Here is a 10,352-nt window from a genome sequence, read left to right as displayed (position 1 = left end):
GTTTTTTACAAGACAAATTGCCTGTTTCTTTAAGTTGTCGTCTCCAACCAAACACGGTGTGTCTTGATACACCAAAAGCTTCTATAACAAGGTGAATGTTCTTGCATTTGTCATAATAAGCCAAGGCTTTTTGTCTGATTTCTAGTGAATAAGCCATTTGAAGTAGTGATTAGTGAATGGTGATGGAGATATGGGGATGATTGGTATTTTTTCAAGGTTTGTTGGTTATAACAGCTATACAAGGCACCGACCGTACAGAGCACAAAGTCAAACAAACCGCCCCCGATACTTTTTCAATTCCCCGGCTATATCACTCACATCAAACGCTGCAATCCCATTTCCCAAAAGGCTTCTTCCATACGTGTGGCCGTTTTAAATACCGTAAGCAGAGATTGCTGCTGCGCCGGTGTGATATCCGCAGCCAGTTTATCCAGATGCCGTTTGGCATAGTCCACCGCTTCTCGGTATTCGGCACTTGCGTACATTTCAATCCACGGGCGATAAGGATTATTCTCTAAGATGGTGAAAGCTTGCGCCAATATCCAATCGACCGACTTCGCATAGCCAATCAAACAGGGCAGCAAAGCAACATGCAAACTCAGCAAATCGCCGCTTGCGCCGCAATCCAGTACGTAACGCGTATATGCCACACAAGCACCGGCTTCCGATTCTTGATGCAGCTGTTCTTCGCTAATGCCCCATTGTCTGCAATATTCGATATGCAAGGCAATTTCCGTATCCAACATGGCATTGATACCTGCTTGCGCATAGCGCATATCCTCAATACGACGGCTTTTGTAAATTGCCAAACCCCATGCACGGGTAAAGTGCCGCAGAAATAAATAATCCTGTTTCAAATAATGTTGAAAGCTTTCTTCGGCAAGCGTCCCCTGCGCCAATTGCCGTAAAAATTCATGTTGGGTATAGGCTTGCCATTCTTGCTGGGCTTGCGTTTTTAACTGTTCGAAAAAAGACATGATTTTCTCTCTGTGCGGTAAAAGGATGTAAAGAATCGGTATGCACAAATTCTGCGGCTGCGAGTTTGAATACGATAACAGCCTCCGCTATCGATTGATAGCGGAGGCTGGGTTTTGAGAGAATTAGAATTTTGCGCGCAGCAGGTTTTCTAATTTTTCTTGGTCGGCGGCGAATTTGCGGATGCCTTCGGCAAGTTTTTCCACTGCCATCGCATCGCTATTGTGCTGCCACAGGAATTCCGCTTCCGTTAAAGGCGCGGGTTTTTCCTGATAAGCGCCTTTGTCTTCCAATTGGCGCGGCAGGGCTTCTTCGCTGGCTTGTAATTCCGCTAAGAGAGGCGGAGCAATGGTCAGGCGGTCGCAGCCGGCAATGGCGGTAATTTCGCCGCGATTGCGGAAGCTGGCGCCCATGACGATAGTTTTATAGCCATGCGCTTTGTAGTAGTCATAAATGCTTTTGACGGATAAGACACCGGGGTCTTCTTCCGCGCTGTAGTCTTTGCCGGTATTGGCTTTGTACCAATCCAAAATGCGCCCGACAAAAGGCGAGATGAGATAAACACCGGCTTCCGCGCAGGCACGCGCTTGGGCTTGCGAGAATAATAAGGTGAGATTGCAGTTAATGCCCTCTTTTTCTAAGATTTCTGCGGCGCGGATACCCTGCCATGTGGAGGCGATTTTAATCAAAATGCGCTCATTGCCGATGCCGGCTTGATTGTATAAATGAATTAATTGGCGCGCTTTGGCGGCGGTTTTGTCGCTGTCATAAGAAAGGCGGGCATCCACTTCGGTAGAAACGCGCCCTGGTACGATTTTCAGGATTTCTAAGCCGATATTGACCGCCAATTTGTCCTGCGCATGAGATAATTGTTCTTCGATGTCATTGCTCTGGCTTTTGCCGTAGGCGACGGCTTCATCAATCAGCGCGGCGTACTGCGGCAGTGCGGCGGCGCTTAAAATCAGCGAGGGATTGGTGGTCGCATCTTGCGGCTGATATTGCTTAATCGCTTCGATGTCGCCGGTATCGGCAACCACGACGGTCATTTGTTTCAGGGCTTCGAGTTGGTTCATACGTTCTCCTAAATATGATACTGCGCACAGATACGGCGCAAATCGTCAATCTGATTGGCGGCAAGTAAATCCGCAATCAGGGCTTCATTATCCAGCATTTCTGCAAGAGCAGCCATGTTTTCCAAATGGCTGTTGGAATCTTGTGCGGCAAGTGTGAAAAACAGTCTGGCGTCTTTGCTGCGGTCATCGGCATCAAAAACGACTGGACGCTCGACTGTCATAAAACTGACTACGCTGCGTGCAACCATTTCCGCATTACCTTGGGCGTGCGGCATGGCGATATCGGGGGCAATCACGATATAGGCGCCGTGCTTTTCAATGCTGTCGATGATGGCTTGCACATAGGCGGGCTGAATGCTGCCGTCAGCCAACAGTACACTGCAGGCATGGCGAACGGCGCTTTGCCAATCGGCAAATTGTTCGGCAAAGATGATGCGTTGTTTGGAAATCATATTGCTAAGTAGCATGGTAATCCTCTTAGGTCAGAATATGCGGCTGATTAAAATAACAATAATTCGGTCTTGGTATTGTCTGATACCGAATGCATCTGAAAATATCAGCCGGCAGAAAATATAAATTTTAGCCTAATTTTTTGCTTGAGAGAAAAATATAGTCTCTTCAGATTAAAATGATACGCCTTAAAACAACATATTGAAATATTTTTCAATATGTTGAAAATTTTTATTATCTCATTTTAATCTGAAGACACTATAGTCGGAGAAGTGGAAAAGTAGTACAAGGCGGCGAGCCGCAGACAGTACAAGAGCGTACGGAAAGGCGAGTCAACGCCGTAATACTTTTTCAATTCTTCGACTATATAAATGCCCCTGCTGCAAGAGCAAGGGCATTACTGCGGATGAGATTTAAGGCTCCGAGCGCGGCAGTAAGGCGTCCGAGCCTTCTTCAAAGTGTCGCTCGTGCAGGCTGGGCGGCTTCAGGAAGGGTTTCTCGCCGGTGTTGTCATGCTGACCGAGCAATTTGCCGTTTATTTCCGTGCCGTAGAGGGTGTGCTTATGAAAATCCTGATATTTCTCGCGCGTTTCTTTGGCATCTCCGGTGTAGCGCGGGTCTTGCGGGCGTTCATGGGCGTTCACATAGTAGGCGACGTCCCAAGCTTCTTGAGTATTCAATTTACCCGGTTGTCCCAGCGGCATGTTCCATTGGATATAGGCGGCGGCAGTAAAGATGCGCGTCATGCCTGCACCCCAGTTATAAGAGCCGTCGCCCCATAAGGGCGGGAAGGTGTATTGTCCTGCGGTTTTTAATCCTTGCCCGTCATCGCCGTGGCAGGTGCTGCAATATTGGCGGTAAACGCTTTCGCCGCGTGCATAATCCGGCGCTAAAGGCGGTTTTTCCAATCCGTTGAAACCGCGCCCGGCAATCGGGCGGCTGTCATAGACTTGCGCGCCTTTTGCCAGCCATTGATGATAGGCGGCGAGTGCCAGCATGGTATCGGAGCCGTATTCGGGCGCGATGCCGTTCATCGAATAAGAAAAACAGCCGGCAATGCGTTCTTCGAGATTATTGACATGGCGGTTTTTGGGGCGATAGTTCGGCAAAGTGGTCATGGCAGGCCAAATCGGACCGGAATATGCCATGCGTCCTTCTCCCATATGGCAGCTGCGGCAGTTCATGTCGTTAAACACATATTTGCCGCGCAATTGCTGCGTATTCATAAATAAATCATAGCCTTTTAAGATGACGGATTTAAGCTCAGGATGCATTTTCTCGTCTTGGATAAGGTCGTCAATAGTGGGGGATTGATGAATGTAGGCGCCTTCTTTAAACGGCGGCAGATTGACGTTGTAATGTTCCGCCCACAGGGGAAGAGACAGGGCGGCAAGCATACTGATATATAGAGTTTTCATGGCTTTTCTCCCTCTGCGCCCTGCGCAGCTTGAGCGGCAAGGTAAAGACTGACCGCCTGAATATCTTCCGGCGTGAGGCGTTTGGCGATGCTGAGCATCAGTTCGTTCACATCATTGCGGCGTTGCCCGCTTTCCCATAGCTGTAATTGCTTTTGCAGATAATGTGCATGTTGCCCCGCAAGCGGCGGGAAAATATCGCCCGCGCCGCGATTATCCGGACCATGACAGGCGACGCAAGGCGGTAAATAGCGATCCCAATCGCCGCGCATCGCCAGTTTTTCGCCATGGGCAAGCAAGGCGGCATCAGCTTCTATCGACTCGATGTCAGGAATAGGCAGGGCGGCATAATAAGCGGAAATATCGGCAATTTGTTGTTCGTCTAACATATTGGCGAAAGCCGTCATGCTCGGCGCTTCGCGCTCGCCGTTTTTAATATCCAGCATTTGTTTATGCAGATAAGCGGCAGGCAGTCCGGCTAAGCGCGGCCAACTTTCCGCCTCGCCGCTATTATCCTTGCCTGCGCCGTTTTCCTGATGACAGGCGCTGCACAGCACCGCCGTTTCTTTTCCGCGGTCGGGGTCACCCGTGATGTCCGCCCAACAGGGCAGAAGGGCAAATCCCACAGCAGTTATGATGGTTGTTTTCATCGTATTGCCTCATTGTTGTGGGGAAATCCGTGTGCTTGTTGTTGAAATATTATTAAACACTGATGGTGGGTGCATATTAACGAATTATCATGATGACAGCAAGCGTTCTTAAAAATCGTGATGATTTTTTGCGTGATGAAAATTCAATAGCAAACTAGGGGTAGCGTGTAGAAGAAGGGCTGCATTTAAGAATTTCTTATAAGATGTTGATGTAAAAATTCATTCTCATTTTTTAATGAGGCAATATGCCTACACTCGGCTTAAAGCGATCAGATATTAGAGCGTAATGATTGTTAGCGTCCGCGTTTTTTGCTCGGCAGGTTTTGCAGCGGTGCTTCGTAGAGTCCGTATTCTAACATTTTCTTTTTCAGGGTGTTGCGCGTGATGCCCAGCCATAGCGCGGCATGGCTTTGGTTGTTTTGATTGTAGTGCAGAGCTTGCTGAATGAGGAGGCGTTCGCATTCGCCGATGATGAGGGCATGCAGGTTTTCCGCGCGTTCCTCGCCCTCAAGGGTGGCTAAATATTGGCGGACGCTATCGGAAATCGCTTGTTCAAGGGAAGAGGACATAAACATCTCGGCACAAATCGGCGGACTATCTTACTCCAAAGCTCCGTCTTTTTCATAAGCTTTGCTTAGCACTTTATGCCAAAGGTTTAGGCCGCGATTTTTCACATTCGGGCATGATGATACAAAGCCGCGACTATTCCCCAACTCAAGTCCTCATCATATTTTGCCTAGAGGACTGTAAAAAAAACAGATAAAAAACAAGTAAGATAACCCATGCCGCCCTGCCTTTCAGGTATAATGCGGCGGTTTTTTACTTTACCTCATTTTGGAGCGACCGCATTTATGGCGCAAATATTGGTCTTAAACGGCCCGAATTTAAACCTGCTCGGCACGCGAGAGCCGCAGCACTACGGCAGTCTCACGCTTGCCGACATTGAAGAACGCTTAAGCGCATTGGCAGAAGCCTTTGAGCATGAGATCGAATTTTTTCAACACAATCACGAAGGCACGCTGATTGATTTGATTCACGAAGCGGGACGGCATGAAGTCGATTTCATTATTTTCAATCCCGCCGCTTTCACGCATACCAGTGTCGCCCTGCGCGATGCGCTCAAAGCCGTCGATATTCCTTTTATTGAAGTACACCTTTCCAATATTCATCGCCGAGAAGCATTCCGCCAGCACAGCTATTTCAGCGATATTGCCGTCGGAACGATTAGCGGTCTCGGCGCGACGGGCTATGAATTGGCCCTCATCGCCGCTCACCAACATCTCACACAGTCTGCCGAATAGGAGGCATCATGGATATCCGCAAAATTAAAAAACTGATCGAAATGCTAGAGGCTTCAGACGTTGCCGAAATCAAAATCACCGAGGGCGAAGAAAGCGTGCGCATCAGCCGCTACGTCAATCAAATGCAAAGCATGCCCGTGCAATATGCCGCTGCGCCGCAAATCATCGCCGCCGGCACGCAGGCTGCCGCCGTCAGCACACCGAGCATCGCCGCTGAAGACAGCAAAGCCGCACCCGCCGTGACCGGCAAAGCCATCCGCTCGCCGATGGTCGGCACTTTCTATGCCTCGCCCTCTCCCGATGCTGATGTATTTGTCAAAATCGGACAAACGGTTAAAGCTGGCGATACCGTCTGCATTATCGAAGCCATGAAGATGTTTAACCGCATCGAAGCGGAATTCTCCGGCAAAATCAAAGAAATCTTGGTGGAAAACGGTCAACCCGTAGAATACGACCAGCCGCTATTCATTGTTGAATAAGGAGGCGCAGATGTTTAACAAAGTCTTGATCGCAAACCGCGGCGAGATTGCGCTGCGCGTACTGCGTGCCTGCCGCGAATTAGGCATTGAAACGGTCGCCGTGCATTCCAAAGCCGATGCCGATTTAAAACACGTGCTGCTTGCCGACGAATCGGTCTGCATCGGTCCTGCCGCCTCATCGGAAAGCTATCTGAACATGGCGAGCATTATCGCTGCCGCCGAAGTAACCAATGCCGAAGCCATTCATCCCGGCTACGGATTTTTATCGGAAAACGCCGATTTTGCCGAACGCGTCGAAGAATCGGGCTTTACTTTTATCGGTCCGAAAGCCGAAACCATTCGCATGATGGGCGACAAAGTCGAAGCGATTAAAGCCATGAAAGCCGCCGGCATTCCCTGTGTACCGGGTTCGGGCGGACCTTTGGGCAATGACGCCGCCGAAATCAAACACATCGCCAAAAGCATCGGCTATCCCGTGATTGTGAAAGCGGCAGGCGGCGGCGGCGGACGCGGCATGCGCGTAGTGCGCAGCGAAGAAGAAGTCGTGGAAGCGGTCAAGCTGACCAAAGCCGAAGCCAAGCAAGCCTTTGGCAACGACATGGTATATATGGAAAAATTCCTTGAAACCCCGCGCCATATCGAAATCCAAGTCTTAGCGGACAAACACGGCAACGCCATCCATTTGGGCGAGCGCGACTGCTCCCTGCAACGCCGCCATCAAAAAGTCTTGGAAGAAGCGCCGGCACCCGGCATCAGCGCCGAACAGCGTGCCGAAATCGGCAAAATCTGCACCGATGCCTGCAAACGCATCGGCTATGTCGGCGCAGGCACTTTTGAATTCCTCTATGAAAACGGACAATTCTATTTCATCGAAATGAATACGCGCGTGCAAGTCGAACACCCTGTTACGGAAATGATTACCGGCGTGGACATCGTGCGCGAACAATTGCGCATCGCCGCAGGACTGCCGCTCTCCTATCGACAAGAAGACATCCGCATCAAAAGCCATGCCATCGAATGCCGCATCAATGCCGAAGACCCGCGCAGCTTCGTTCCTTCGCCGGGGAAAATCAAAGAATTTCATGCACCGGGCGGCTTGGGTATCCGCGTAGAATCGCATCTGTACAGCGGCTACAGCGTGCCGCCGCATTATGACTCCATGATCGGCAAAATCATCTCTTGGGGCGAAGACCGCGACACCGCTATTGCGCGCATGCAAGTCGCCCTCTCCGAAACCGTGATTGAAGGCATCAAAACCAATATCCCGCTGCATCAAGATTTGCTCAATGACGACACTGTAAAACAAGGCGGCATGGACATTCATTATTTGGAACACAAACTCGGGCTTGCCTGATTGACTGCCCCTGCTTGCAGGGGCTTTTTACTCATCGCTCTGAAAAAATCTTATATGAAAAAATCTTATCTGCTTATCTCCGTCCTACTGCTGAGCGCCTGCAGCCCAAGCGCGCCACTCTACCGCGACAGCACGGACGCCTTAGGACTAAGCCCCGCCTATGACCGCGTGGAAAGCAGCGCCGTCGCGCCGCAACAAGCACCGCCCGACCTGGCGGACGGCGAACAAATCATTGCCCACAGCAACGGACGCTATATGAAAACCGTCGTCCGCAACGGTCTGTTAGACGATTATGCCGATGTTTATTATCCCAACGGACAACTCCATTCCCACACCGCGCTCAAAGCCGGCATCGCCCAAGGCTGGTCGGACGGCTACCGCATCGACGGCAGCCGTATGAGCCGCCTGCTCTATCAAGACGGACGCATTATCCGCTGGCAGCGCTTTGACGCATCTGGACAACTCATTGAAGAAGGCAAAGGCGAGCCGATCGCCACACATAAAGGACAATAATGCAAGACCCGCAATGGCTGGAACTCAGCCTTACCGCACACAGCGAAGACGAAGCCTTTTTACTGGAAACCGCTTTAGAACTCAGCGGCGCGCTCGCCGTTACCTACCAAGCGGCAGACGAAGAAGAAATCTTTGAACCGCCGATCGGCAGCACGCCCTTATGGCAAAGCACCAAAGTTACCGGACTCTACGACCTTAACGCCGACCGCCAAGCCGTGCTTGCCGCCCTGCGCAGCAGCTTGGGCGAAGACTATCCCATCGCCGAACACCTAGTTAAAGACAGCGATTGGGTGCGCGCTTGGCTGGATTATTTCCAACCCATCCGCTTCGGCGAACATTTTTGGGTCGCCGCCACCGAGCATGAAATTGAAGACGACAATGCCATTGTCCTGCGTCTCGACCCCGGTCTAGCCTTCGGCACAGGCACGCACCCCTCCACCGCTATGTGCCTTAACTACCTCGTCAATAAAGCCGAGCTGCAAGGCAAAACCGTCTATGACTACGGCTGCGGCAGCGGTATCTTAGGCATCGCAGCGGCATTGGCGGGCGCAAAAGCCGTCTATCAAACCGACATCGATCCGCAAGCCCTGATTGCCAGCGCCGATAATGCGGAAAAAAACCACGTCGGCGAGAAAATACACCTCTGCGCCAATCCTGCCGACGCGCCCGCCGTGGATATATTAATCGCCAACATCCTGCTTGAGCCCCTATGCTTGCTGCGCCCGCAATTCGAGCAACATCTGCAAAGCAATACAGTCATGTATTTTGCGGGACTGCTGGAACGCCAACAAGCCGACATCGAAGCCCGCTACGGCGATGCTTACAGCGTGCGGCGCGTGGACGAGCGCGAAGGCTGGATTTTGCTGGAACTGCGACAAACCGCCTGATGCGCAAACCCGTGTTTTGATACTGACAGCCGCAATTATCCGCTCCATAAACTCATGATCACTCTCGGCAAATTTACCTTTACCGCCCCGCTTGTCGTCCTCGCGCCCATGGCAGGCATCAGCGACCTGCCCTTTCGCCGCCTCTGCCAGCAGCAAGGCTGCCATTTCACGGTCGCGGAAATGGTCAATGCACGTCCTGAATTGCTCAACAGCGCACAAAGCCAGACCCGTATGCAATTCGACGATAATCCCGCCTTCCCCAAAATCGTGCAACTGGCAGGCGGCGATCCGCTGTTTATGGCGGAAGCGGCGCAACTCATGCAGGCACGCGGCGCAGACGTCATCGACATCAATATGGGCTGCCCCGCCAAAAAAGTCGGGCAGCAAAACGCAGGCTCCGCCCTACTCAGCGATTTGCCGATGGTCGAAAAAATCCTTGCCGCTACCGTCAAAGCCGTATCCATACCGGTAACGCTGAAAACGCGCATCGGCTTCGATGCCAATAACATCAACCTGCTTACCGTCGGCGCGATAGCCGCAGACTGCGGCATTGCAGCCATCAGCGTACACGGACGCCACCGCGCGCAACGCTTCAAAGGGCCGGCACAATATCGGGAAATCGCCGCCCTGAAAGCACAAAACCGCCTGCCGGTTATTGTCAACGGCGACATCGGCAGCAGCGCACAAGCCGAGCAGCTGATTCAAAACTACGGCTTTGACGGCGTAATGATCGGGCGCGCCGCACAAGGCAATCCTTGGCTTTTTGCCGAAATCCGCCGCCAGCTCGATCCCAAATGGCAAGCACCACTCTATCAGCCTTATCAAGATATTCAGGCACATATTCGCGACCTGCACCGACTCTACCCCGAACACCTCAGCGCACTGATTGCCCGCAAACACCTGCATTGGTACTTCGCCCGCCATCCGCATTATCTTCAGCAACGCGAAGCGATTAACCACAGCCGCGACCACGACAGCCAATCGGCGATTATCCGTGCCTTTGAAACATATGACAGTGCCGGCTGCGAAAAAAGCGCCCGGCAATAATTTGCTAGGCTCTAGACTAGCAGGGTGATTGGTATAATTTATTGCAGAAGCGACCATAAATGTTTTTCTAAATCATCAATACTCTGCTTCCAACGCCATTCGCATTCTTTCAAATGCCATTCGAAATTTTTGCTTACACCGTTAAATTTTGCAAGCCTTCTTTTGGTATAGTTTCTTCAGATTAAAATGAGACAATAAAAATTTTCAA

At 51.2% G+C, this 10,352-nt stretch carries 13 protein-coding genes and 2 pseudogenes; 7 read left to right on the top strand and 8 right to left on the bottom strand.

Annotated elements, in window-relative coordinates; genetic code table 11:
• The 4 genes from ACJHVI_RS01150 to ACJHVI_RS01135 form a co-directional block, all read right to left on the bottom strand.
• Window positions 1-157 (bottom strand): IS630 transposase-related protein (locus ACJHVI_RS01150; RefSeq protein WP_483182746.1); only part of this gene is annotated, 157 nt, incomplete at its 3' end.
• 157 nt (window positions 158-314) lie between these two features.
• Window positions 315-977, bottom strand: a complete 663-nt coding sequence (gene tenA, locus ACJHVI_RS01145) for a thiaminase II (protein WP_483182744.1) — start codon at window positions 975-977, stop codon at window positions 315-317.
• Window positions 978-1,100: 123 nt separating this feature from the next.
• On the bottom strand, window positions 1,101-2,048 hold the full coding sequence (tal, locus tag ACJHVI_RS01140) for a transaldolase (RefSeq protein WP_483182743.1): 948 nt from the start codon (window positions 2,046-2,048) through the stop codon (window positions 1,101-1,103).
• A gap of 8 nt (window positions 2,049-2,056) precedes the next feature.
• Window positions 2,057-2,515, bottom strand: a complete 459-nt coding sequence (locus tag ACJHVI_RS01135; protein ID WP_483182742.1) for a PTS sugar transporter subunit IIA — start codon at window positions 2,513-2,515, stop codon at window positions 2,057-2,059.
• A 242-nt stretch (window positions 2,516-2,757) separates the two neighbouring features.
• Here ACJHVI_RS01135 and ACJHVI_RS01130 point away from each other — a divergent pair.
• A pseudogene (locus ACJHVI_RS01130) lies at window positions 2,758-2,865 on the top strand (IS30 family transposase); the annotation flags it as partial.
• A gap of 46 nt (window positions 2,866-2,911) precedes the next feature.
• Here the strand turns inward: ACJHVI_RS01130 and ACJHVI_RS01125 are convergent.
• From ACJHVI_RS01125 to ACJHVI_RS01115, 3 genes are all read right to left on the bottom strand, one after another.
• On the bottom strand, window positions 2,912-3,916 hold the full coding sequence (locus ACJHVI_RS01125; protein ID WP_483182741.1) for a c-type cytochrome: 1,005 nt from the start codon (window positions 3,914-3,916) through the stop codon (window positions 2,912-2,914).
• Complete coding sequence (locus ACJHVI_RS01120; protein WP_483182740.1) at window positions 3,913-4,563, bottom strand: c-type cytochrome; 651 nt, start codon at window positions 4,561-4,563, stop codon at window positions 3,913-3,915. The genes ACJHVI_RS01125 and ACJHVI_RS01120 overlap by 4 nt, the downstream gene beginning before the upstream one ends.
• A gap of 293 nt (window positions 4,564-4,856) precedes the next feature.
• The gene (locus ACJHVI_RS01115; protein WP_483182739.1) at window positions 4,857-5,132 is read right to left on the bottom strand and encodes a helix-turn-helix domain-containing protein; all 276 of its coding nucleotides are present in this window, start codon (window positions 5,130-5,132) and stop codon (window positions 4,857-4,859) included.
• A gap of 282 nt (window positions 5,133-5,414) precedes the next feature.
• On the opposite strand from ACJHVI_RS01115, the gene aroQ reads away from it, so the two are divergent.
• From aroQ to dusB, 6 genes are read left to right on the top strand one after another with little or no spacing between them, the layout of a single operon-like run.
• Window positions 5,415-5,864, top strand: coding sequence for a type II 3-dehydroquinate dehydratase (gene aroQ, locus ACJHVI_RS01110; RefSeq protein ID WP_483182738.1), 450 nt, complete (start codon window positions 5,415-5,417; stop codon window positions 5,862-5,864).
• An 8-nt stretch (window positions 5,865-5,872) separates the two neighbouring features.
• The gene (gene accB / locus ACJHVI_RS01105) at window positions 5,873-6,343 is read left to right on the top strand and encodes an acetyl-CoA carboxylase biotin carboxyl carrier protein (protein ID WP_483182737.1); all 471 of its coding nucleotides are present in this window, start codon (window positions 5,873-5,875) and stop codon (window positions 6,341-6,343) included.
• Window positions 6,344-6,353: 10 nt separating this feature from the next.
• On the top strand, window positions 6,354-7,697 hold the full coding sequence (gene accC / locus ACJHVI_RS01100; protein WP_483182736.1) for an acetyl-CoA carboxylase biotin carboxylase subunit: 1,344 nt from the start codon (window positions 6,354-6,356) through the stop codon (window positions 7,695-7,697).
• Window positions 7,698-7,751: 54 nt separating this feature from the next.
• Complete coding sequence (locus ACJHVI_RS01095; RefSeq protein ID WP_483182735.1) at window positions 7,752-8,210, top strand: toxin-antitoxin system YwqK family antitoxin; 459 nt, start codon at window positions 7,752-7,754, stop codon at window positions 8,208-8,210.
• On the top strand, window positions 8,210-9,097 hold the full coding sequence (prmA, locus tag ACJHVI_RS01090; RefSeq protein ID WP_483182734.1) for a 50S ribosomal protein L11 methyltransferase: 888 nt from the start codon (window positions 8,210-8,212) through the stop codon (window positions 9,095-9,097). The genes ACJHVI_RS01095 and prmA overlap by 1 nt, the downstream gene beginning before the upstream one ends.
• A gap of 54 nt (window positions 9,098-9,151) precedes the next feature.
• Window positions 9,152-10,144 (top strand): tRNA dihydrouridine synthase DusB, encoded by a 993-nt coding sequence (gene dusB / locus ACJHVI_RS01085; RefSeq protein WP_483182733.1) that lies wholly within the window; start codon window positions 9,152-9,154, stop codon window positions 10,142-10,144.
• Between the two features lie 38 nt (window positions 10,145-10,182).
• Here the strand turns inward: dusB and ACJHVI_RS01080 are convergent.
• Window positions 10,183-10,317: pseudogene (locus ACJHVI_RS01080) on the bottom strand (IS1595 family transposase); the annotation flags it as partial.
• Between the last annotated feature and the right edge of the window lie 35 nt (window positions 10,318-10,352).

Source organism: Suttonella sp. (assembly GCF_056855035.1).
The sequence above is the reverse complement of the archived record's forward strand: the minus strand, read 5'-3'. Positions and strand labels throughout refer to the sequence as shown.

What these genes read in the sequence shown, in the direction of transcription:
- prmA (WP_483182734.1), top strand. Translation starts at nt 8,210, where the DNA reads ATGCAAGACCCGCAATGGCTGGAACTCAGCCTTACCGCACACAGCGAA.
- ACJHVI_RS01135 (WP_483182742.1), bottom strand. Translation starts at nt 2,515, where the DNA reads ATGCTACTTAGCAATATGATTTCCAAACAACGCATCATCTTTGCCGAA.
- dusB (WP_483182733.1), top strand. Translation starts at nt 9,152, where the DNA reads ATGATCACTCTCGGCAAATTTACCTTTACCGCCCCGCTTGTCGTCCTC.
- ACJHVI_RS01120 (WP_483182740.1), bottom strand. Translation starts at nt 4,563, where the DNA reads ATGAAAACAACCATCATAACTGCTGTGGGATTTGCCCTTCTGCCCTGT.
- accC (WP_483182736.1), top strand. Translation starts at nt 6,354, where the DNA reads ATGTTTAACAAAGTCTTGATCGCAAACCGCGGCGAGATTGCGCTGCGC.
- ACJHVI_RS01125 (WP_483182741.1), bottom strand. Translation starts at nt 3,916, where the DNA reads ATGAAAACTCTATATATCAGTATGCTTGCCGCCCTGTCTCTTCCCCTG.
- accB (WP_483182737.1), top strand. Translation starts at nt 5,873, where the DNA reads ATGGATATCCGCAAAATTAAAAAACTGATCGAAATGCTAGAGGCTTCA.
- tenA (WP_483182744.1), bottom strand. Translation starts at nt 977, where the DNA reads ATGTCTTTTTTCGAACAGTTAAAAACGCAAGCCCAGCAAGAATGGCAA.
- aroQ (WP_483182738.1), top strand. Translation starts at nt 5,415, where the DNA reads ATGGCGCAAATATTGGTCTTAAACGGCCCGAATTTAAACCTGCTCGGC.
- ACJHVI_RS01095 (WP_483182735.1), top strand. Translation starts at nt 7,752, where the DNA reads ATGAAAAAATCTTATCTGCTTATCTCCGTCCTACTGCTGAGCGCCTGC.
- tal (WP_483182743.1), bottom strand. Translation starts at nt 2,048, where the DNA reads ATGAACCAACTCGAAGCCCTGAAACAAATGACCGTCGTGGTTGCCGAT.
- ACJHVI_RS01115 (WP_483182739.1), bottom strand. Translation starts at nt 5,132, where the DNA reads ATGTCCTCTTCCCTTGAACAAGCGATTTCCGATAGCGTCCGCCAATAT.